This window comes from Acidobacteriota bacterium (genome assembly GCA_016716905.1).
Taxonomy (GTDB): Bacteria; Acidobacteriota; Vicinamibacteria; order Vicinamibacterales; family SCN-69-37; genus SYFT01.
Window position 1 is genome coordinate 220926 of the sequence record JADJUS010000004.1, and the last position, 21747, is coordinate 242672.

Below are 21747 nucleotides of genomic sequence, written 5' to 3' on the forward strand. Positions count from 1 at the left end.
GCATGGACACGGTGATGAGCATCTGGCGCGATCTGAAACTGGCCTGTAAATCGCTGGTGAAGGCTCGGGCATTCACATTTGTGTGCGTGCTCTCGCTGGGCCTTGGGATGACACCCGTCATCGCCGTCCCGTTCGCCACGCGGGTCTTCACGATGGTCCCCCCCGGGCTGAACACGGACGGCCTGATCGAACTGGTGACGACGGCCCAGGGGTCGCGCAGCGCCACGAGCCTGTGGTCGTATCCAGACTTTGTCGAGTTCCAGAATGCCAACGTCGGCGCAGCGCTGACCGCTTGGTCGCCGGCTGGGGCGGAAGTGGCCTTCGATCCCTCACAAGGAGGGAAGGTCACGGTGGACGCGATGTTCGTGTCGCCGAACTATTTCGCCGTGACCGGCATGACGCTTGCGCAGGGGCCCGGCTTCAGCGAGACCACCGATCCCATTGTTGTCGTGGGCCACACCTTCTGGCAGAGAGCGCTGGGCTCCGATCCCAACATCGTGGGCAGACCTATCACGGTGAACAAGGTTCCGCACACAGTCGTCGGCGTCGGACCGGCTTCGTTCGGCGGCCATCGAGGCGCCCAGACGTCCGAGCTCTTCCTTCCGCTCGGGCGGCACCCGAGCGTTCTGGCCGACGCCACGATTCGATTCGACCGCGCCAAAGAGTGGGTCAGCATCCTCGGCCGGCTGTCACCAGGCACCGACATGGTCCAGGTCCGAGGTGGTGTGGCGGCTGTCACCACACAGTTGGCGAAGGATCACTCCGCCACCAACGAATCCAAGCTTGGCACCGTCGAGCCTTACCACCCGATTGGCAGTCTCGATGCGGCAGATCTCACAATCATCCAGGCCTGGGCGCAGACCATTGCAACGCTGCCGCTCCTGGTGATCTGCCTGAACATCACCGGCATGGTGCAGGTGCGTGGCTCGATGCGCGAACGCGAGCTCTCCATCCGCCAGGCGATCGGCGCCAGCCGCAAACGCCTGATGCAGCAGATGCTCGCGGAGTCCGTGGTGCTCGCGGCACTGGGCGCGATGCTGGCGTCGCTGGTCCTCTTCAACATTCCTCCCTTGCTGGCGTGGTGGGTTGGCGAGCCGCTGCCGGAGCCCTTCGCAAACGCGTTGCGTCTTGACTTCAGGATGATCGCGATCGTGACCGGCATGTGCCTCGCGACAAGTCTCGTGTTCGGATGGCTGCCGGCTGCACGTTTCAGCCGGCCCGTGATTATCACCGTGCTGAAGGACGACGCCGGCACGGGCGGTGTGAGAGCAGGCCGCCTCCAGCGTGTGGCGACGGCCCTTCAGGTGGCGATTGCCACGCCGTTGCTGATTCTGAGCGGCATGACACTCGACCGCGTGCGGGCGACTGCGACTGACCACCTCGGATTCGAATCCGAACTCCTGTACTCCGCGCCGCTGCCGCTGGACGCGATTGAAGGCGCGAACGCGGCGTTCAAAGTGCGAAGCGCCCAGGAGACCCTGGCGCAAACCAGCGGAGTCGCGTCTGTCACGGTCGCGGACGGCCTGCCGCTGGACTTCCGGTACCGGATGACCAGGGTGGCGACCATCCCGGACGAAAACGCAGCGCCGAAAATAGTCGCCATCCATGTGACGCGGGTCGGCGACGGATACCTTGAGACACTGGGTATTCCGCTCATCCGAGGACGCGAATTCAGTCGTGACGATCGCGTGGGCGCCGCAGAGGTTGCCATTGTCGCCAAGCCGCTCGCTGAGCGGCTGTTCCCTGACGCGGACCCCATTGGTAAGCGCGTCACGTTCCGCCCCGGCGAAAAATCCGAGCGGACACTTACCATCGTGGGCGTCACGGCGGACTTTCCAACTTCACAAATGAGCACCGATCGCGCGCAGTTGCTGCTGCCGCTCGCGCAACACCCGGCTGTCCTCGAAGACGCTGTCGGTGTGGACGACGACTTCGGCGGAAGCGCCACCTTGATGCTGGTGGCACGCAGCACCCCAGGGGAACAGCCGAAGGCGATAACCGCGGCTCTGGAGCGAGTGCTCCGAGCCCTTGATCCCGAGTTTGAGCCCGCCAGCATCGTCACCGGCACCTGGCTGAGGGAGAAGAGTGTGAATGATTTCCTGACGCAGTCGGCGGTGGCAGGAGTGGTGGGTGGTGTGCTCCTGCTGCTGGCCGCGCTTGGCATCTACGGTGTTGTGGGCCTGATGGTGGCGACGCGAGTTCGCGAAATTGCCGTGCGAGTTGCCCTGGGCGCGTCGCGGCGCCGCGTGATGGGCATGGTGCTGTTCGACGTGGTGAAACTGGTGCTGCCTGGCGTTGGTGTGGGTGTGCTGATCGCCGTCGCCTTCGTCAAACTGAATGGCCGGGACTTCGGCATCCCGCTGAGCGATTTTGAACCGCTGGCGTATCTCGCCGGCTCGACGGTCACCCTGCTCATTGCCGTGCTGGCCAGCATCGCGCCGGCGCGCCGCGCGGCGTCCATTGCGCCGATGCTGGCTATGCGATCGGAATAAGACAGGCTCCAAAAACAAAAACGGCCCAACGACGCATACGGTCGTGGGGCCAGAGTCGACTTCGTGGTCCTTACTAGCGGCGGTATACCCACCGGGGCGCGGTCCATCAGGTCGATCCCTCACCGCGCACGCTGAGTGTATCACAACTCGGCTGCACCCGTGTCGAATGCGCTCTAACGCACGCGCAGGCCAATGGTGAACACCAGCGCGCCCGTCTGACTGAATACCGCTGGCTGCGTCGCAATGTGCTCCTGCACGCGGGTGAGCGGCACCTCGAAGATCTGCTGATCCGCGTTGAGGATCTCCGCGACGACCGAGGTCCTGGCAGGCGACGAGAGCCATCGGACGCCGGTCGTCAGCGCCACGTGCCGTCCCATCGCGATCGCGACGTCCACTCCGGCGTTGTAGCCGGCGCGCCACTCGTCTGAAAACCGCAAGCGCGCCAGCGCTTCCTCATAAAAGAGCGTTGAGTGGCCGCCCATCCGGAACTCCACGTAGGAGGCCTTGTCGAAATGTCCACTGAGATGTGAAAACAATAGTCCGCCGGTCAGCGTCAGGTCCACGCGTTCGCCGCCGAGTCTCAGTAGCCCGTTGGCGCCAAGGCGCCACAGCGTGAGGGTGCCCTCCGTGTCCGGCCAATCGAATGACCGCTGATAGGTGAACTCACGTTCGATGTAGTCCGGAGGTTGGCGCGTCAGATAGGTCAGTCGCACCTGATTGGGCGTATTGACGCCCCCGATCGCGTGCGATACCCGGCTCCCAAACAGTTGGACGCCCAGGCGCCGGCCAGGCACCCAGTTCACGCCGGCCACAAATCCCTTTGGTCTACCGCCCGCCAGTTGCAGGGTCTGGCCAGCCCGGCCTGTGGCAGTGCCTCCGTTGATGAGCAGCGGCTCGTAGTCAGAGGTAAATGTGCCCGTCACGACCTTGGCCGGGACTGCAAACGAACCGAACAGCTCCACCCGCGACTGCGCGGCAGCCGGCGCGGCCAGCAGAACCAGCGACAGAACCGCTGCGACCCGGGTCATCACCTTCGATTTTACGCGCCCTCCGGTCATTTGGCGTCCGCAGCGTGATTGAGGCACGATGAAGGGATATGCCGGACGTCGTCGTGATCGGCGGTGGAGTGGTGGGCGTGGCGTGCGCCCGGGAGTTGGCCCAGCGGGGCGCGAAGGTCACAGTGCTCGAGCGCGATCGCATCGGGCACGGGTGCTCGTATGGCAACGCCGGCTGGCTCACGCCGTCGCTGGCCTCGCCCCTGCCGAATCCAGCGATGCTGCCCAAGGCGATGCAGTGGATGTTCAATCCGGAGAGCCCGCTCTACATCCAGCCGCGCCCTGGATCCCTCATACCTGCGATGGCTGGCCGGGTTCTTGATGTCGGCGCGAAAGGCCAGAATGAGCGTGGCACCGAGGCACTCGTCGAATTGTGCCGCGTGAGCGTGGACCTCTGGGAGGAAGTGGCGAAGCGCGCGCCCGGCTCGTTTGGCTTCGAGCGTCATGGCCTGCTGGCCGTGTACGAAAAAGCCGAATCGTTTGAGGCCGCCCGATCGTCAGTGGACTTTGTCGCGAGCCGAGGCATTCGAGCGGAGCGCTGGACCTCGGATGAAGTCCGCGAACGCGAGCCCGCCGTCGTGGGCAAACAGGTAGGCGGTTACTTCTATCCCGACGATGCGCATTGCGAACCGTATCGAGCGGTGACGACGCTTGCGGCAGAAGCCAGGGCCGCGGGCGTGACGTTTGTCGAGGGCGCTGAAGTCTTCGGTATCTCCGGTAGCGGCTCAGGTCCGCGGATGTTGAAGACCACTCGGGGTGAGGTGAAGGCAGACCGCCTTGTGGTGGCCACGGGGCCGTGGTCAGAGCAACTCGGTTCGATGCTGGGTGTGCGCTTGCCGGTGCTGGGCGCAAAGGGATACTCGCTGCTTCTGCCGCGCGCCAATCCGCATCCCACGCGGTCGATCTATCTCATCGAACGCAAAGTGGCCGTCAATCCGCACGCTGATGCGCTGCGCATTGCCGGCACCCTTGAGTTGGTTCGAAACGATTTTTCGATCAATGCCCGTCGCGTGGATGTGATCCTGCGCGGCGCGAAGGCGATGCTCAACCTGGGCGATTCGCCAGTAGTGCGCGAAACCTGGCGCGGACTGCGGCCCTGCACACCCGACGGGATGCCGCTCATCGGTCGCGCGCGTGGTGGCGGTGAGGTGTGGCTGGCCACGGGCCACCAGATGACCGGGCTCAAGACCGCCACGGGTACAGGTCTGCTGCTCGCGCAGTTGATGTCTGGCGAGACGCCTCGCTTCGACCCCGAACCCTTCCGCGCAGATCGGTACTGAGGCCTGCAGATGATCGGCACCACCGGCCTCCACAATCTCCGCGTCGACGCCATCGTCGGCATCTATCCGCACGAGCGCGACAAGGCCCAGACGCTGTTCCTGGATATCGAACTCGACTACGACTTCGGCCCGGCGGCGGAGTCTGATGTCATCTCTGACGCCGTGGACTACGACGGCGTCGCGTCGTCGGTCACCGAGTTGATTCAGACCCGCCGTTTCCAACTTCTTGAGGCGATGGCAGAAGCGACGGCGGCGATGGTGCTTGAACGCGTCCCTGTCGTACAGGAAGTGCGACTGGAGATCCGGAAGCCCGCCGCTGTGCCCGCGGCCGCCAGTTCGTTTGTGCGTGTCACGCGGAGGCGTGCGTGAGGAAGCCGCGCACCGACGGGGCGCCAGTCGCCGTTGTGACCGGCGGTGCCCGGCGGCTGGGTCGTCATTTGTGCGCGACCCTGGCTGCTCGGGGTTACCGCGTTGTAGTCATCTACCGCGCGTCGGCGGATGATGCGGAGGCATTGGCGGCCGAGATTGGCGAAGGCGGCGGCACGGCAAGGGCGCTTCAGGCGGACATCGGCGTGGCGGCGCAGGTGCACGAGGCGTTCGACAACATTGCCGAGCACGAAGGCCGCGTCGACTTGCTGATCAACAACGTCGGGAACTACAACCCGCAGGACGTCACGCTGCTGGATCCGGCGGTATGGGACGCCACACTCGCCACCAACCTGTCGGGCGCGTACTACTGCTGCTTTCACGCCATCACCCTCATGCCGAATGGCGGACAGATCATCAGCATCGGCATGGCGGGCCTGGAGGGAATTCGCGCCAACCGGCGCGGCGCCGATTACTACGTCAGCAAGACGGGCCTGCTGGTGCTGACGCGTGCGCTCGCGTCCGGCTACGCCACCCGCCAGATTCGCGTGAACATGGTCTCGCCGGGCCAACTCGACAACTCAATCGATCTGCCGCCGCCCGACCTGATCGGCCTGGAAGTGCCGCTCGGCCGCGCCGGCACGGTCCAGGACATCAGCCAGGCGGTGGAGTACTTACTCGACGCCACCTATGTCACCGGCGCGAACATCGACGTCGCCGGCGGATACCGACTGTAACGACAGCCGTCGGCATGCGAACTACAACCTCGTCGTTCGTGCCGCTGTGGGACCGGCAGGCGGAGTGGCAGCGGCGCATGGACATGGTGCGGCAGGCGCGGGAGTTCCTCTACCTGTCGCTGTTCTACATCGAGTACGACGCCTACGGGCGCGAGATGCTGGATGCGCTGCTTGAGGCGCAACGGCGCGGCGTGCGCGTGCAGCTGATCATTGACGGTTTCGGCCAGCGACTGGGCGGTGTGTTGATGACTCGCGCCGACCGCGCCGCGCTGTCTGCGGCACTTGCCGCGTTGCGCGCCGCCGGTGCGGTGGTGACGATGTATCGGCCGCCGCGATTTGTGCAACGGCGACTGGCCGGCGGGCATCACGTGAAGATTCAGGTGTCGGAAGCCGGCGAAGCCATCCTCAGCAGCGGCAATGTCACCAAGTCGTCGTTTGACGGCTGGAACGAATACGCGATGGCCGTGCGCGGAGCCGTCGTGCCCGTACTGCTTGAGAGCTGCGCACTGATCGGCGGCGTTGTGTCACCGCAACACGTGGCCCAGCTGCAGGCGATAGCGGCGACCGAACCCGGAGACATCACCCTCGACTACTGGTTCTGCAACCCCAACCTGCATCAGGGTCCAACGGGCGCGTTGGGTTGGCGTGGGCCGAACGCGCTCACCGACCGCATGATCGAGATGGTGGACGCGTCGCAGCGGTCACTCCGCATGACCAGTTTTTACTTCAAGCCCACTGAGTCGCTCATGGCTGCAGTGTTGCGTGCCGCGCGTCGTGGCGTACACGTCGAGGTGCACCATTCCCATCGCGACGCGCTGCCGGCGACCGATCTGGCCTGGATCGCGGCGGCCGTCCGCTACCGCGATCTGTTTTCGGCCGGCGTCCACATCTATGAAAACCGGCACGGCGAACATTCCAAGATCGTCCTGGTAGACGACGAGTGGGTGGCGTGCGGCAGCTACAATTTCGAGGATGCGGCTCACGATCGGTTGGCTGAGGCGATGCTGGCGAGCCGAGACGAGCGGGTAGTGGCGCCGGCTCGAGCGATCTTCGACGGACTGCGGCGGGATCCGGACAACGAGCAGGTAACGCCCGGGGTGATGGACCAATGGCCGGCGTGGGTGTGGCGGCGCGTGGCGCGCTACGGCCGGTTCAAGCGGTGGATGTAACAGCGATGACCGGACTGCGATTCAAGGAAGTGGAACATAAGTTCGTGGTGGGCGACCACTTCGACCTGGCGGGTTTTCGGCAAGCGCTCACGGCGCTCGGGCCCGTCCGGCATGTGACGCTCCGCGCACGGGATCGCTATTTCATCACCGAGTCTGGGCGGGACCGCGGCTTCGTGATCCGCCATAGGTTCGACCGCGAACTGCATGAGCTGACGATCAAGTCCGTCGCCGCTGACGCGGAGGTACGCGACGAAATCAACCTCGGCCTCAAAGCCGGCGACCAGGATGCGCAGGTGGACGCCTTTGTCGGCGCCCAGGGCATCGTGTGGCAGGGGGCGTTGTGGAAGGACCTCGAGGTGTGGCATTTCGCCGATTGCGAGGTGGTGCACTACACCGCCACGGCCGGAGACCGGGTGGTGCGATGTGTGGAGTTTGAGGCCACCGACAAACCCACGCTGGAAGCAGCGCTGGCCGTGGTCAGCCGCTATGAGGCGGCCACCGGGTTCGCAGAAACCGAGCGCAATCCGGCGTCGTTGCTTGAGTTGATGTGGCCGCACGTTCTGCGATCGGGCAGGACTACACTTACAGAATGAACCGGGTTGTCACTGACTACGAAGCCTACCTGTTTGGCGAGGGCACGTGGCTGCGCGCCTGGGAGAAGCTGGGCGCCAGGCCTGCGGTGGTGGAAGACAAGGCCGGCTATACGTTTGCGGTCTGGGCACCCACCGCCAGCCGCGTATCCGTCGTCGGCAACTTCAATGGATGGGACGCCAGCGCGCATCCGATGCGCAACCTCGGCGTGAGCGGCCTGTGGGAGACCTTTATCCCCGGCGTGGCTGAAGGCGAGCCCTACAAATTCGAATTGCAGTCGGCGCTGGGTGGACCGTCGTTCACGAAGGCCGATCCATTTGCGTTGGCGGCGGAGCATCCGCCTCGCACGGCATCGGTGACCTCCACGCTGGGCCGCCACGAATGGCACGACCACTCGTGGATGGACGCGCGCACCCTGCGCGGCGTGGCCCTTGATGCGCCGATGTCGATTTACGAAGTGCACCCAGGGTCATGGCGGCGGAAGCCCGAGGAGGGCAACCGATCGCTGAACTGGAAGGAACTCAGCAACGAGCTGATTCCGTACGTGAAGCAGCTCGGCTTCACGCACATCGAGCTGATGCCGGTGATGGAACATCCGTATGAGCCGTCGTGGGGCTATCAGGTCACCGGCTACTTCGCTCCCACCAGCCGCTTCGGATCTCCCGATGACTTCCGCGCGTTCGTGGACACGTGTCACCTGAACGGCATCGGCGTGATTCTCGACTGGGTGCCCGGCCACTTTCCCAAGGATGCGCACGGGCTGGCGCGATTCGACGGCAGCGCGCTCTACGAACACGAAGACCCGCGGCAGGGCGAGCACCAGGACTGGGGCACGCTGATCTTCAACTACGGCCGCCATGAAATTCGCAACTTCCTGCTGACCAACGCGCTCTACTGGCTTGAGTCGTTCCATGTGGATGGCCTGCGCGTGGACGCCGTGGCATCGATGCTGTACCTGGACTACTCACGCGACGCCGGCCAGTGGATTCCCAATCGCCACGGCGGTCGCGAGAACCTGGACGCCATCGACTTCTTCCGCGAGTTGAATACGATCACGCACGAACAACATCCGGGCACCGCGATCATCGCCGAGGAGTCCACCGCGTTTCCCGCCGTGAGCCGTCCCACCTGGGTGGGCGGGCTGGGCTTCACCTACAAGTGGAACATGGGCTGGATGAACGACATCCTGACCTACGTGAGCAAAGATCCGGTGTTCCGCCGGTGGGAACATCAGCATCTGACGTTCTCGATGTTGTACGCGTGGAACGAGAACTTTGTCCTGCCGTTCTCACACGACGAGGTCGTGCACGGCAAGGGCTCGCTCATGACGCGCATTCCGGGCGACGAGTGGCAGCGCGCCGCCACGCTGCGGACGCTCTTTGCGTTCATGTATGTGCACCCGGGCAAGAAGCTGATGTTCATGGGCTCGGAGTTTGGCCAATGGCACGAATGGAGCCACGAGCGATCGCTCGACTGGCACCTGCTCGCCGGTCCGGTGCACTCTGGGCTCCAGCGTTTCGTCACCGATCTCAATCATCGCTATCTCGCGGAACCCTCGCTCTATCAGGTGGACTTCGCCGAAGCCGGATTCGAGTGGATCGACTGCAACGACCACGAAGCGAGTGTGATCTCGCTCATCAGGCGCGCGACCGATCCCACCGACTGGGTGGTGGCGGTGCTCAACTGGACTCCCATCGTCAGACACGACTACCGCATCGGCGTACCCGAGGCCGGCTTCTACGAAGAACTGCTGAACAGCGACGCGGAGGTGTACGGTGGCAGCAACGTCGGCAACGAAGGCGGCCGCCAGACAGAGGATGTGCCCCGACACGGACATCAGCAGTCACTCGTGCTGACGCTTCCGCCTATGGGGGCACTCATTCTGAAACTTAGGAACTTGGGAAGTTAGGAACTGGGGAACTGGGGAACTGGGAAACCGTACGTAGCGCGGCCTGGTTCTCAAGGCCGCGGTATCTCGCGCGCTTGAGGTTCAGCGCGCGTTACGAACTGCGGAAATTGGAGAGTGCCGAATTTGGAGAGTGTTGATCCGTTCCGCTGGTTAGAAGACCCAGATAGTCCGGACACCATCGCATGGGTTGCGGAACAGAACCGGCGCTCCGAGGCGTTTCTTTCGTCGATCCCCGCTCGAGATGTAATACGCGCCCGGCTGACTGCGCTCTGGAACTACGAGCGCTGTGGCCCGCCGGAACGATACGGCGACTGGTATATTTTCTCGAAAAACGACGGCCTGCAGCCGCAGGCGGTGCTCTACAAAACGCGCACGCTCGACGGACCGGCCGAGGTGCTGCTCGATCCGAACCTGCTCTCACCCGACGGCACCATCGCGCTCGCCGCCACCAGCGTGTCTGACGATGGGCGGTGGTTGGCGTATGCGTTGTCGGCGAGCGGGTCCGACTGGATGACGTGGCGCATTCGGGACATCGCCACCGGCGTGGACCTTGCAGACGAAGTGCCGTGGTCGAAATTTTCCACTGCTTCGTGGGCCCACGACGGCAGCGGCTTCTACTACGCCGGCTACGAGCCACCAGCCGACGGCAACCTCTTCACCACGGTGAACACTGGTCACACGCTGTACTTTCACAGGATCGGGGTCCTGGGGGCCCGGAGTCCCGGGGTCGAATCGGATCGCGTGGTTTTTGCTGCTCCTGCCCACCCCGACTGGCTCTTTGCGGCCGACGTGACCGACGATGGGCGGTGGTTGGTGATTACGCAGAGCCAGGGGACGAATCGCGAGAGCCGGATTCTTCTGCAGGACCTGTCGGGCTCCGTGGCGCAGGCGACTGACGCCCCGGTTGTCCCGTTCCTGGATCGCTTTGATGCGTCGTACCAGGTGGTCGCCAATGATGCGGACGTGTTTTATGTCCTGACCGATCACAATGCGCCGCGCGGGCGGCTGGTCGCGATTCGAACTGGCCACGTGGATCCGTCGGCGTGGACCACGGTGATCGCAGAAGCGCCAGGCACCGACGTGCTCGCGTCGGTCATCCGCGTCGGAGATGCCTGGGTGGCGGTGTGGCGCACCGACGCGCACGAGCGCATCGTGGTGCACGCACTTGATGGCGCACCACAAAGAGAGGTCCCGCTGCCTGTGAAGGGCGCCATTGTCTCGATGACCGGGCGTCGTCACCAGCCCGATGTGTTCTTTTCGTTCTCGTCGTTCACGTACCCCGGCACGGTCTTCCGCCACATCGTCTCTACCGGGGAGACGAGCGTGTGGCACGAGCCGAAGGTTGATTTCGATCCGAGCGCGTTCGAGACGACGCAGGTGTTTTATCCGTCGAAGGACGGCACGCGTATTCCGATGTTCATCGTGCACAAGCGGGGGCTGGTCCTCGACGGGAGCCACCGGACGTACCTGTACGGCTATGGCGGCTTCGACATCTCACTGACGCCGGCGTTCTCCGCGTCGATCGTCGCGTGGATGGAGCGCGGCGGCGTGTTCGCGCAGGCCAACCTGCGCGGGGGCGGGGAGTACGGCAAGGCCTGGCATGATGCCGGCCGTCTCAAGAACAAGCAGAACGTGTTCGACGACTTCATCGCTGCGGCTGAGTACCTGATCTCGAACGGTTACACGACATCAGCCCGGCTGGCGATTGGCGGCGGCAGCAACGGCGGCCTGCTCGTGGGCGCGTGTATGACGCAGCGCCCCGACCTGTTTGGTGCGGCCGTGCCGGCCGTCGGCGTGCTCGACATGCTGCGGTTTCACAAGTTCACGATCGGCTGGGCGTGGACCTCTGACTACGGCAATCCCGATGAGCCCGAAGACCGTGCGGTGTTGCTGAAGTATTCGCCACTGCACAACATCAAGCCCGGCACGCACTACCCGGCCACGCTTGTCATCACCGCGGACCACGACGACCGCGTGGCGCCGGCGCATAGTCACAAGTTCACGGCCACGCTCCAGGCCGCGCAGGCAGGCCCCGCGCCCATCCTCACGCGCATCGACGTCAAGGCAGGCCACGGCGCCGGGAAGCCCACCGCAAAAGTCATCGCCGAGAAGGCGGACGTGTGGGCGTTCCTGGAGGCGGTCCTGGGTTCAGGGTCCAGAGTCCAGGGTTCCTAGAATTTCGTAGCGCGGCCTGGGCTTGCCTCGCCATAGCGCGAAGCGCGGAGGCGGGTCCTCAAGGCCGCGGTGTTCGGCGCGCTTGAGACCCAGCGCGCCCTACGAAGGCATTTAGAATTTCGTAGCGCGGCCTGGGTCTCAAGGCCGCGATTGGGCAACCAGAAACGCCGCGCGAGCGCGGACCTGGTAGCTGGCGTCGCGCGTTCGGATCGACACGGTATGAAATCGCCCGTCGGCGGGGACAGTGGCGATTGAAATGCGGTAGGCCTGTTGGAGGGCGATCACACTTGCTGTCAGCGGGCTTGGCTGGCCGGGAGTCGGCGGCGCCTTCCGCATCTCGACGGCCAGGCCACCGGTGGTGACGGATAGCCGTTCCAGGGCCAGACCTGGCCTGACGAGCGCTATCTGATCTGACGTCTGCGAAAGAAGCATCGGGCCACCCACGCTGACCGTCGAAATCGGAATGCCGAGGGCGATGGCACGGTCAGCAACCTCGCTGAGGTTCTTGTGGTTCCCGGTGGACTTGCCGTCGGTGATGAGGATGACCGCCCGGCGGCCCGGCTCGGGTTCCAGCACAGTCAACGCAGCATCAAGCGCGTCCCAGATCGGCGACGGTCCGGTGCGTTCGTTCTCGCGCGGAGCGATGGCTTCAACCAGGCCCTGACGCGCGAGGCGCCGGTTGGTCGTAAAGGCGTTCGCCATGACTACTCGTCGGGCGAACGAGGCAAAACGAACGCGATCTTCATTCCTGAACTGCGCCAGCAGCTCGTCGTTCAACGCCCTCTCAACATCCCCGCCCCTCGACACCCCCGGCCACATCGTGCTTGCCGTGATGTCGATCATCACGACTACGGTGATGGGGCTGTCGTCAACCACGCATGCCTCGATCGGGACTTCGCGGTCGTCAACGGTCACGATGAAGTCGTCGCGGGTCAATCCACCCACAAATGCCAATCCACTCACAAACTTCCCACCCACAAACGAATCGCCGATCCGTTCGACCACCGCCTCGATATGGACCCTGGACTCTGAACGCTGGACCCTGGACTCTGGACCCTGGACGAAGAGGGCTCCCGCGATTGCCGCCATCGTCGCCAGCACGCGAATCATCGCGCGGCCCCAGCCACATAACTCCGCCTGGCCCGGACGTTGAGGTCGCGATTGCGCGTCACCACTTCGATCGATCGCGTTTTTCCATCGCTCGAGCCTTGCACGATGCCGATCAGGTATTGCCGCCGCAGCTCTTCTGCCACCCGGCCAAATGTGGTCTCCAGGTCATCGTCATTCGCCAACTCGAAGTGTCCGCCTCCCGTGCGGGCCACCAGCTGCACCATCTGCCCGTCCAGGGAAGAAGTCAGCACAGTGGCTGGAGTTTTGTTGCCGCCGGCTAGTCCGATGGCATAGATCATGAAGCCGCCGGCGAGTGTCCTGCGCTCCACTTCCTGGCGTCCGACGTCAAAGCCAGGCAGGCTGCCGGCGGCGACGCCGTCAGTCAGCGTCAGCACCACGCGCCGGCCTGTTTCGGACTCGAGCGATCGCACCGCTTCATTGAGGCCGCCCCACAGCGGCGTGGAGCCGCCAGGCCAGAGCTCCTCGCCCAGGATCCGCTCCAGTCGACCTTTGTCATTGGTGAGCCACGGGCTGATCGCAATCTCCTCGCCGAACGTTCCGATACGTGCGCGATCCTCCGGACGCAGGGCGCGAATAAAGTGCAGGGCGCCCTCTCGCACCCGCAGCAGCCGGTTCGCCATGCTGCCGCTCATGTCGAGCAGCACCACAACCGTGATCGGCTGTATCTCGTTGGAGAAGACGGTGATGGGAACGGGCTTGCCGGAGTCGAACACCTCGAAATCTTCGCGCGTCAGGTCAGGCACCAGGCGCCCGTTGCGATCCTGCACGGTGGCATAAATCGGCACCGTTTGTGTACCGGCGCGGAATGTCGGGGCTTGTTGTGCAGCACCCAGCATCGGCGCCGCGGCGGCGAACACAACCAGCGAGCGAAGGATGGCTCGCACTGGCAGCCTGCTAGTCGTGACGCAGCGACACGAGCGGGTCCACGCGCGAGGCGCGGCGCGCGGGCCATGCACTCGCGAGTGCGGCCACCACCAGGGGCAGCACGGCCATCAAGGCAAACGTCACGGGGTCCGTGGCATCGATGTCGAACAACATGTGGCGCACCGTGCCGGTCAGCCACCACGCGGCCATCAGTCCCACGCCCACGCCAATGGCCGTGATCGTCAACGCCTGGCGCAGCACCAGCGTGACGAGTGTCGAAGGCGTGGCGCCCAGCGCCAGCCGGATGCCCAGTTCGCGCGTGCCCTGCGCCACCAGATACGCCATCACGCCGCCGATGCCGATACTGGCCAGCACCACGGCCACGCCGGCGAACAACGACAGCAGCACCATCGCGAACCGCCGCCGCGCCAGCGACGCTTCCATCCGCTGCTCCATCGTCTGCATCCGGTACACCGGCACAGCAGGGTCAAGCGAGCGAACCACCTGTGTGGCTTGCGTCATGAGGGCGCTCGGGTCGGCATCGGTGTGCGCCACCACAAAGAGCGACCGCGCGCCGGTCTGTGTGAGCGGCCGATACAGCGCGATGCGCGAGTCAGCATCGAGCGCGTACTGCTTCACCGTGCCGACGACGCCGACGATGGTTTCCCAGGGGGAGGTGGAGGCGGCGTCGCCGAACTTGAGGCGTTTGCCGATGGGATCGGTGTCGGGGAAGAGATCGCGGGCGAGGCGCGCGTCGATGATGACGGCGCGCGGCTGATCCGGCGTGTCGGTCGCCGTGAAGAGACGACCGCGATGGAGCGGAATCTTCATCGCTTCGAAGTAGCGGCCGGCCACCGTGCGCATGTCGGCGTTGATGAAGACTTCGCCAGACGGAGGCACGCGGCCTTCAATGGTGATCGGGCCCCAGGCAAAGAAGTTGCTCATGGGCAGCGCGGTCACGCCGCCGGAGGCCGTCACTCCTGGGATGGTGTCGAGTTGCTCCCACAGTTTGCGATACGCCTCGCGAATCGCTTCGGCGTTGGGATAGCGCGGTCCCGTGAGCGTCAGCTCAAGTGTGAGCACACCGGCGGCGGAAAATCCGGGCGAGACCTGTTGCAGGCGCGCGTAGCTGCGTACGAGGAGTCCAGCACCGATGAGCACGAGTACCGCGAGCGCGACTTCGCCGATGACCAGGAGGCGCCGCAGGTGATGGCCACGGCCCCAGAGAGTGTGGGCGCCTGATCCGCGAACACCGTCGCGCAGCACTCCCTGGACGTCGAGCCGCTGCAGGCCCAGGACGGGCGCGAGGCCGAAGAGCAGCCCTGCGGCCATCGAGACGACGAGCGTGAAGAGCAGGACGGTGCCATTGATTCCGATGTCGCCCAGACGCGGCACGTTCTGCGGCTGCAGTTCCTGAATCCAGCGAATCCCCAGTTCCGCCAGCACGATGCCGAGCACGCCACCTGCGAGAGAGAGCAGCAGGCCCTCTGTCATCAGTTGCCGCGCAATCTGCGCGCGAGTGGCTCCGAGGGCCGTGCGCACGGCCATCTCCTTGCGGCGATCCAGCGCGCGCGAGAGCAGCAGGTTGGCGACGTTGGCGCAGGCAATGAGCAACACGCAGCCCACGGCGCCCGCCAGCAGCCAGAGCGTCGAGCGCGCATCGCCCACCACTTGTTCGTCGAGCGGCACCACGCTGAACGTCAGCCCGCCGTTGGGTGGATACACGTCCGGATACGTCTGGCGGAGGCTGGCTGTGATGGTGTCCATCTCAATCTGGGCCGCCTGGGCGGTCACGCCCGGCGCCAGCGTGCCCATGATGTTGTAGTCCTCCCTCGTGCGAATGGAGGCCGCGTCGGCGGCCATCGGAAGGGGCAGGTAGAGGTCGCCATCGGCCACCACGCCCAGCGTGGGCAGCACTTCCCGCGGCAGAGAGAACCCGCGCATCAGCACGCCGGCCACCGTCACGGGTTGGCCGTTGACCAGGATCGTGCGTCCCACCACAGCCGGGTCCGCGCCGTACCGCCGGCTCCACAATCCGTGGCTCAGCACGGCAGTTGGGGGCTGCCCGGGGGTGTCGTGTTGCGGGCCGAAAAGCTGACCGTGGAGCGCGCCCGCGCCCAGCATGGGCAACAGATTCGACGAGACGCGGATGGTGCCCACACGCTCGGGCTCGCTGTCACCGGTCAGGTTTGCATTGGCCCCGATGGCGATGGCGAGCTGTTCGAAACCGCGATGCCGGGTCTTGATGTCGAAGTACTGGGCGGTGGAAAACCAGTCTTCCGTAATGTTGAGGCCGGGGGACCGGTTCCAGAGGATGACCAACCGGTCGGCGTTCGCGTACGGAAGGGGCTTGAGGAGCAGGGCATGCACCACGCTGAAGATGGCGGTGTTGGCGCCGATGCCCAGCGCCAGTGAGAGCACGGCCACGGCGGCCACCGCCCGGGACGAGCCGAACGACCTGATGGCGGATTTCAGCAGCGACATGGTGGAGTGAGGCGGGATCGTAACACCTCCGGGGGCCCGCCCAAGCGCCGGACTCCGGCGTCCAAAGCCCCTGAGTGCCTGTCGTGGCTTGACTTCCGGGGGGGCGGTTGACAGCATTCATAGGGAAACTCTTGTGACACGTGTGTTTTGTTCAACTTCATTAGTGGTGGTGGCAGGGATGCTGGCCGGCCTGTCTTCCGCAGGGTGCTCGCCGTTAGGCCCGTCATCCAACCAGACCAGCCTGCCGAATGCGGCGATCTCGGTTGAGAACTTCAGCGGCACGCTCAAGGTGGAAGGCGTGGCGTTTTACTCGTTTACGGTCGTGGAAGGCGGCACCACGTATCTGAGCCTGCTGAGCCTCAAAGAGGCCGGTGTCGACTCGGACGTGCTCGTCACCATCGGCATCGGCATCCCGCGCGGCACCGCGTGTGTGGCGACCAATGTGCTTGCGGTGGCGGCCACGGGCGCCCTTCAACTGACCGGCACCACCAACCCCGGTGTGCACTGCGCCGTCATCTTCGACTCGGGCAACCTGACCAAGGACGCCACGTTCTCGCTCAACATCGCGCGTCCAAAATGAAGATGTTTCAAATTATCCGTGTGGGGGCAGCCCTCGTGGCCCTTTCTGTGACCGCCTCGGCCTGCAGCAGTACGACGGCGCCGACAGAAGCCGACAGCACGATCACACCCCTCGAATTTACGACCCTGACGTTCGCCGGCACGCTTGAGGCGAAGGGCAGCGGCTTCTACTCATTCGCGGTGAGCCAGGCCGGCCCCGTGGGCCTGACGCTGGCCGCGGTCCAGACACCCGGTGGCGCCGCGCTTTCGACCCCGCTGGGGATCGGCATCGGCGTGCCCAGCGGCACCGGTTGCGCCCGCACCATTTCCCAGAGCACCGTGCCTGGCCTGGCCGCCCAGATGACGGTAACCCTGAATCCGGGGACGTATTGCGCTGCGGTGTTCGACACCGGAACCCTGACGGCTGCCGTAAACTTCGCCATGCGGATCAGGCATCCCTGACCGCTGTGAGAGTGAGACCACACACCGCCATGAGAGCTGCATCCTTCTTCAAGACCACCTTGGCCGTCGTTGTCCTGGCTTCCTCGCTGACGCTGGCCGGCTGCGACGAAGACACGCCAACCACGCCAACGCCCGACCCGACCACCGCCTCGGTCACGTTCGCCAGCAACCTCGCGCTGGGCGGATCCTCCACGCGTTCGTTCGACGTCACGCGCGCCGGCAACGTCAGCGTGACGCTGCTGGCCGTCGGCGGCTCCTCCACGCTGAAAGTGGGCCTCGGCGTCGGTATTCCGCTGGCCGACGGGTCCGGGTGCGTGCTGAGCCGATCGGTTGAAGCCGTGGCGGGCACCACCGCGCAACTCGAACTCGCCGTCGACACCGGCAAGTACTGCGTGCAGATCTACGACCCCGGCACGCTCACCGCGGTCGTCGCCTTCTCGATCAATCTGATCTACCCCATCTAGTCGCCTCCTGAACGTAGCGCGGCCTGGGTCTCAAGGCCGCGGAACGCCCGCGCGCTTGAAAACCCGCGCGCGCTACGAAAACCACCCTCGAACGTGAGAAACTGCGCCCGGGAGAAGGCGCATGAAACTCAGATTCGTATTCCCTGTAGCCGTCACGTTCGCCGTGGTCGCGCAGTGGTCGTTTAGTACACAAGCGCAGGGGCAGGATATAGCGGCGGCCTACGAACGGTCTGCCAGCTTTGGACGGCGCACCGACGGGCTGGTCGTCAACGTGCTCCAGACTACGGCCGTGACGTTGCCGTTCACCACATTCACGTTTGCCAATGGCATGCAGGCGATTGAGTTTTCGATCGGCGGCGGCGCTGGTCGCGCAGGCGGCGGTGGTGGCGGCGGGCGGCAAGGTGGGGGCGCTGCCGTACCGCCAGTGCCGGCATGGCGCTGCACGCTGACCGACTACACCTGCACGCGTACGGCAGCCGCGGCGGCCCCACAGGCCGCGCAGGGTGCGGGCGGCGGCGGTGGAGGTGGCCGGGCCGGCGGCGCGGCCGGCGCGCAAGCCGAGGCCGTGCGCAATTCACCCGACGGCAAGTGGCAGGCGCTGATTCAGAACTTCAACATCTTTGTCCGGCCCATGGCCGCGCCCGGCGGGCAAGGTCAGGGCCAGGGTCAGGCGGGCAACCCGGCGCAGGCTGGCTTCATGCTCAGCACCGACGGGTCCGAGGGCAACGCGTACACGTTCAATTCACTGCGGTGGTCGCCTGATGGAAAGAAGATCGCGGTGTTTCGTCGGCGGCCCGGCTACGAACGACTCGTGCACTACGTCGAGTCGTCGCCTGCCGATCAGGTGCAGCCCAAACACTCGACGATGTTCTACCGAAAGCCGGGTGACGTTGTTGATTTCGATCACCCCGTGGTGTTCAACGTCGAGACCCGGCAGCAGATGTCAGGCGACCTGCAACTCTTTCCCAATCCGTACGCAAACTCACGCCTCGAATGGCGCGCCGACAGTCGTGCGGTGACCTTTGAAATACAACCAGCGTGGACATCAGATCTACCGCGTGGTTGAAATCGACGCGTCCACAGGCCGCGCGCGCACCATCATCGAAGAGGCGCCAAAGACCTTCGTCGATGCTCCGGCAAACGGTTCCGCGAGGACGTGGGCGACGGCAAGGAAATCATCTGGGCCTCGGAGCGAGATGGATGGAACCACCTCTACCTCTACGACGGCGTGACTGGTCAGGTGAAGAACCAGATTACGAAGGGCGAGTGGGTGGTTCGTGGCGTCACCACCGTGGACGCGGCAGCGCGCCAGATCTGGTTTACGGCCAGCGGCATGCAGGCGGGCAAGGATCCCTATCTCATTCACCACTACCGCGTGAACTTCGATGGCACAAGTCTGACGCCGCTGACTGACGCCGACGGCAACCACACGGTGACGTTCTCGGCCGACAAGCAGTTCTACGTGGACTCGTGGCAGCGGGTCGATTTGCCGCAGCAGTCCGTGCTCAGGCGCACGAGTGATCAGTCCGTAGTCATGGAATTGGAAAAGGGCGACGCGTCGGCCCTGCTCGCCACCGGCTGGCGGTATCCGGAGGTGTTCACCGCGAAGGCTCGCGATGGTGTGACTGACATCTGGGGCATCATCATCCGCCCAACCAACTTTGATCCGTCACGCAAGTACCCGGTGATCGAGAACATCTATGCAGGGCCCCAGGGGTCCTTTGTCCCCAAGACCTTCAGCACTCAGGCCGGCATGAACGCCATCGCCGAACTCGGGTTCATTGTGATCCAGGTGGACGGCATGGGCACGTCGAACCGATCAAAGGCCTTCCACGACATGGCCTGGCGAAATCTCGGTGACGCGGGGTTCCCGGACCGCATCCTGTGGCACAAGGCCGTGGCCGCGAAGTATCCGGCCAACTACGACCTCACGCGCGTGGGCATCTATGGCACGTCCGCCGGTGGGCAGAATGCCGCCGGTGCGGTGCTGTTCCATCCTGAGTTCTACCACGTGGCGTATTCCAACTCGGGCTGTCACGACAACCGCATGGACAAGATCTGGTGGAACGAGCAGTGGATGGGCTGGCCCATCGCCTCGCACTATGGCGCTTCGTCCAACGTTGACAACGCGCAGAACCTGAAGGGCCGGCTCATGTTGCTGGTGCCCGAGATGGACACAAACGTGGATCCCGCGTCGACGATGCAGGTGGCGAATGCGTTGATACGGGCGAACAAGACGTTTGAGCTCGTGGTGGTGCCGGGGGCCAATCACGGCGCGGGCGGCGCGTTCAGCACGCGCAAGCGCAACGACTGGTTTGTGAAGCACCTGCTCGGGATCGATCCGCCAAACTGGAACATCACGGACCTGCCGGCGCCGGGCAACGGCGATGCGCACGAGGATGAAATCGACTACTTCGAGCTCGAGCGCGCCCCCTTTTTCCCGGACATCGATTATCCCCGCGCGGGAGGCCGCTAGAGCGCGTCAGTGCGATTTTCACCATGAAGCTCCATGAAGGTCCATGAAGACATGCATGATCTCAAGGGGCTGTCAGAAAGCGCGGCGTGAAGGGCCCGGCTACGCCGGGGCCGCAGGAGTGGAGGGAAGGCGCAAACGAACGCAGCGGTCGTTTTGCTCTCGGCTGTGTTCGTTTGTGCCTTCCCTCCACTCCTGTGTGCCGCCGAAGGCGGCACTTCACGCCGCGCCTTCATGGAGCTTCATGTTCTTCATGGTGATCGCTCTGCCCATCACAGCGGCGACGGATCCAGCACTACCCGAAGCTGCGCAGCGCTTCGTCTTCGTCGTGAAAGATCTCGAAGATCGTCTCGAGCTTGGTGATGTGCATCAGGCGGCCGGTGCGGGCCGTCAGGTTCAGCAGGTGCATGGCACCGCCGCGCCTTTTGACCGTCATGAACTTGCCGGCGAGCATGCCGATGCCGGCGCTGTCCATGCGGGTCACGTCTTTCATGTCAATCAGCAGCTGCACCCGGCCTTCGGCCACCAGGCGGTTGACATGATCCCGCAGCATGACGTCGCCTTCATCGAGTTCGAGCCGGCCCTTGAGCCGGAGGATCGTCACATCAGCGACGCGTTGCTCCACGATTGTCATGGACGCTTCCACGATCCACCTCCCGTCAATCGAGATACTTGATGAGAATCACTTCATTCCGCGCTTCGTTGTAGATCAATTCGTCCACGAGGGACCGGGTCATGGCCAGACCGAACCCGCCAGGCCTGATGCCCTTTTCCTCGCGCTCGGCAAAGTGTTTGAGTGGATCGCCGTCGGGATTCGAGATGGCCGCGTGTTTCAGCCGATCGATGTCAAAGCCCTTGCCCGGATCCGAGATGCGATACAGGAGCATCCGTCTGGCGCGAACGCATGAAATCCTGACCGTCTTCGTGGTATCGAGTTTGCCGCCCCATTCAATGGCGTTCGTCAGCAACTCACGGAAGGCCTGGGCCACAGATTCCCGGATGGCTTCGGGAAGGTCGGCTTCCAGATGCATCACGAAGGACTGGATGCGGTCGGCCATTTCGAGCGAACACGGCGCGATGACTTCAAGCCACTCCGGCCGGGCCGACACCACTTCGATCGAGAGGGCCGCGTGTGGCGCCGTGGCCATGGCGCCGGCAATGATCGACACCACCTCGTTGGGCGCGAAGGGTTTGCGCAAATAGCGATACGCCTGCCGACGCACCGCTTCGAGCAGCGTGGCCGACGTGTCGTCGGCCGTCATCACGATCACGAGGGGCGGATTGGGCAGGGCGCGGGCGTGCGCCAGCATTTCCAGGCCGTTGATGCCGGGCAGCCCGAGATCGAGCAGGACGATATCGAAACCGCCTTGTTCGAGTTGGGCCAGGGCTTCAGGGCCATCGGCGGCTGACACCAGCGTATGTCCGACGTCGGTCAGGAGAGTGGAGAGCACGTGGCGCAACCCGCGGTCGTCATCGACGAGCAGGATGCGACGGCCGGTGGCAGGGGCGGTGACGGCCATGGTGTAGTTTAATGCTG

17 protein-coding genes and 1 pseudogene are annotated in these 21747 nt (G+C 64.6%); 12 read left to right on the forward strand and 6 right to left on the reverse strand.

Annotation, left to right across the window (positions count from 1 at the left end; translation table 11 throughout):
* Positions 1 to 2: 2 nt before the first annotated feature.
* The gene (locus IPL75_04895) at positions 3 to 2492 is read left to right on the forward strand and encodes an ABC transporter permease (protein ID MBK9239597.1); all 2490 of its coding nucleotides are present in this window, start codon (positions 3 to 5) and stop codon (positions 2490 to 2492) included.
* Between the two features lie 173 nt (positions 2493 to 2665).
* Here the strand turns inward: IPL75_04895 and IPL75_04900 are convergent, their stop codons facing one another.
* Positions 2666 to 3520 carry a hypothetical protein gene (locus IPL75_04900; GenBank protein ID MBK9239598.1) on the reverse strand — a complete coding sequence of 285 codons (855 nt, stop codon included), beginning with the start codon at positions 3518 to 3520 and terminating at the stop codon, positions 2666 to 2668.
* A gap of 68 nt (positions 3521 to 3588) precedes the next feature.
* Here IPL75_04900 and IPL75_04905 point away from each other — a divergent pair, with 68 nt between their 5' ends.
* From IPL75_04905 to IPL75_04935, 7 genes are all read left to right on the forward strand, one after another.
* On the forward strand, positions 3589 to 4827 hold the full coding sequence (locus tag IPL75_04905; GenBank protein ID MBK9239599.1) for an FAD-dependent oxidoreductase: 1239 nt from the start codon (positions 3589 to 3591) through the stop codon (positions 4825 to 4827).
* A gap of 9 nt (positions 4828 to 4836) precedes the next feature.
* Positions 4837 to 5196: a dihydroneopterin aldolase gene (gene folB, locus IPL75_04910; protein MBK9239600.1), complete on the forward strand. Its 360-nt coding sequence runs from the start codon at positions 4837 to 4839 to the stop codon at positions 5194 to 5196.
* Complete coding sequence (locus IPL75_04915) at positions 5193 to 5930, forward strand: SDR family oxidoreductase (protein ID MBK9239601.1); 738 nt, start codon at positions 5193 to 5195, stop codon at positions 5928 to 5930. Before folB ends, IPL75_04915 begins: the two co-directional genes overlap by 4 nt.
* 14 nt (positions 5931 to 5944) lie before the next feature.
* A complete protein-coding gene (locus IPL75_04920) occupies positions 5945 to 7099 on the forward strand; it encodes a phosphatidylserine/phosphatidylglycerophosphate/cardiolipin synthase family protein (GenBank protein MBK9239602.1) in 1155 nt (384 codons plus the stop codon).
* 5 nt (positions 7100 to 7104) lie between these two features.
* On the forward strand, positions 7105 to 7692 hold the full coding sequence (locus IPL75_04925) for a hypothetical protein (protein ID MBK9239603.1): 588 nt from the start codon (positions 7105 to 7107) through the stop codon (positions 7690 to 7692).
* Positions 7689 to 9599, forward strand: a complete 1911-nt coding sequence (gene glgB / locus IPL75_04930) for a 1,4-alpha-glucan branching protein GlgB (protein ID MBK9239604.1) — start codon at positions 7689 to 7691, stop codon at positions 9597 to 9599. Before IPL75_04925 ends, glgB begins: the two co-directional genes overlap by 4 nt.
* Positions 9600 to 9713: 114 nt before the next feature.
* Entirely contained in the window at positions 9714 to 11774 is a 2061-nt protein-coding gene (locus tag IPL75_04935; GenBank protein ID MBK9239605.1) for a S9 family peptidase, read from the forward strand.
* 138 nt (positions 11775 to 11912) lie between these two features.
* On the opposite strand, the gene IPL75_04940 is transcribed toward IPL75_04935, so the two are convergent.
* Genes IPL75_04940 through IPL75_04950 form a run of 3 tightly spaced genes read right to left on the reverse strand, consistent with a single transcriptional unit; the run spans position 11913 to position 16253 of the window.
* Positions 11913 to 12884 carry a VWA domain-containing protein gene (locus tag IPL75_04940; protein ID MBK9239606.1) on the reverse strand — a complete coding sequence of 324 codons (972 nt, stop codon included), beginning with the start codon at positions 12882 to 12884 and terminating at the stop codon, positions 11913 to 11915.
* Positions 12881 to 13789, reverse strand: coding sequence for a VWA domain-containing protein (locus IPL75_04945; protein MBK9239607.1), 909 nt, complete (start codon positions 13787 to 13789; stop codon positions 12881 to 12883). The genes IPL75_04940 and IPL75_04945 overlap by 4 nt, the downstream gene beginning before the upstream one ends.
* A 10-nt stretch (positions 13790 to 13799) precedes the next feature.
* Positions 13800 to 16253: an ABC transporter permease gene (locus tag IPL75_04950; protein MBK9239608.1), complete on the reverse strand. Its 2454-nt coding sequence runs from the start codon at positions 16251 to 16253 to the stop codon at positions 13800 to 13802.
* 133 nt (positions 16254 to 16386) lie between these two features.
* On the opposite strand from IPL75_04950, the gene IPL75_04955 reads away from it, so the two are divergent.
* The 4 genes and pseudogenes from IPL75_04955 to IPL75_04970 all read left to right on the forward strand — a co-directional run bounded on the left by IPL75_04955 (position 16387) and on the right by IPL75_04970 (position 20213).
* Positions 16387 to 16833 carry a hypothetical protein gene (locus tag IPL75_04955; protein ID MBK9239609.1) on the forward strand — a complete coding sequence of 149 codons (447 nt, stop codon included), beginning with the start codon at positions 16387 to 16389 and terminating at the stop codon, positions 16831 to 16833.
* Between the two features lie 20 nt (positions 16834 to 16853).
* Positions 16854 to 17273, forward strand: a complete 420-nt coding sequence (locus IPL75_04960; protein ID MBK9239610.1) for a hypothetical protein — start codon at positions 16854 to 16856, stop codon at positions 17271 to 17273.
* A 29-nt stretch (positions 17274 to 17302) separates the two neighbouring features.
* Complete coding sequence (locus IPL75_04965) at positions 17303 to 17737, forward strand: hypothetical protein (protein ID MBK9239611.1); 435 nt, start codon at positions 17303 to 17305, stop codon at positions 17735 to 17737.
* 121 nt (positions 17738 to 17858) lie between these two features.
* Positions 17859 to 20213 (forward strand): annotated as a pseudogene (locus IPL75_04970) (DPP IV N-terminal domain-containing protein).
* Positions 20214 to 20505: 292 nt separating this feature from the next.
* Here IPL75_04970 and IPL75_04975 read toward each other — a convergent pair.
* Entirely contained in the window at positions 20506 to 20844 is a 339-nt protein-coding gene (locus IPL75_04975; GenBank protein ID MBK9239612.1) for an STAS domain-containing protein, read from the reverse strand.
* A 25-nt stretch (positions 20845 to 20869) separates the two neighbouring features.
* Positions 20870 to 21730 carry a response regulator gene (locus tag IPL75_04980; protein ID MBK9239613.1) on the reverse strand — a complete coding sequence of 287 codons (861 nt, stop codon included), beginning with the start codon at positions 21728 to 21730 and terminating at the stop codon, positions 20870 to 20872.
* Positions 21731 to 21747: the final 17 nt, after the last annotated feature.

Excerpts from the sequence above, each read along its gene's own strand:
- IPL75_04895 (MBK9239597.1), top strand. The coding sequence starts at position 3 with ATGGACACGGTGATGAGCATCTGGCGCGATCTGAAACTGGCCTGTAAA.
- IPL75_04900 (MBK9239598.1), bottom strand. The coding sequence starts at position 3,520 with ATGACCCGGGTCGCAGCGGTTCTGTCGCTGGTTCTGCTGGCCGCGCCG.
- IPL75_04905 (MBK9239599.1), top strand. The coding sequence starts at position 3,589 with ATGCCGGACGTCGTCGTGATCGGCGGTGGAGTGGTGGGCGTGGCGTGC.
- folB (MBK9239600.1), top strand. The coding sequence starts at position 4,837 with ATGATCGGCACCACCGGCCTCCACAATCTCCGCGTCGACGCCATCGTC.
- IPL75_04920 (MBK9239602.1), top strand. The coding sequence starts at position 5,945 with ATGCGAACTACAACCTCGTCGTTCGTGCCGCTGTGGGACCGGCAGGCG.
- IPL75_04925 (MBK9239603.1), top strand. The coding sequence starts at position 7,105 with ATGACCGGACTGCGATTCAAGGAAGTGGAACATAAGTTCGTGGTGGGC.
- glgB (MBK9239604.1), top strand. The coding sequence starts at position 7,689 with ATGAACCGGGTTGTCACTGACTACGAAGCCTACCTGTTTGGCGAGGGC.
- IPL75_04940 (MBK9239606.1), bottom strand. The coding sequence starts at position 12,884 with ATGATTCGCGTGCTGGCGACGATGGCGGCAATCGCGGGAGCCCTCTTC.
- IPL75_04950 (MBK9239608.1), bottom strand. The coding sequence starts at position 16,253 with ATGTCGCTGCTGAAATCCGCCATCAGGTCGTTCGGCTCGTCCCGGGCG.
- IPL75_04965 (MBK9239611.1), top strand. The coding sequence starts at position 17,303 with ATGAGAGCTGCATCCTTCTTCAAGACCACCTTGGCCGTCGTTGTCCTG.
- IPL75_04975 (MBK9239612.1), bottom strand. The coding sequence starts at position 20,844 with ATGACAATCGTGGAGCAACGCGTCGCTGATGTGACGATCCTCCGGCTC.
- IPL75_04980 (MBK9239613.1), bottom strand. The coding sequence starts at position 21,730 with ATGGCCGTCACCGCCCCTGCCACCGGCCGTCGCATCCTGCTCGTCGAT.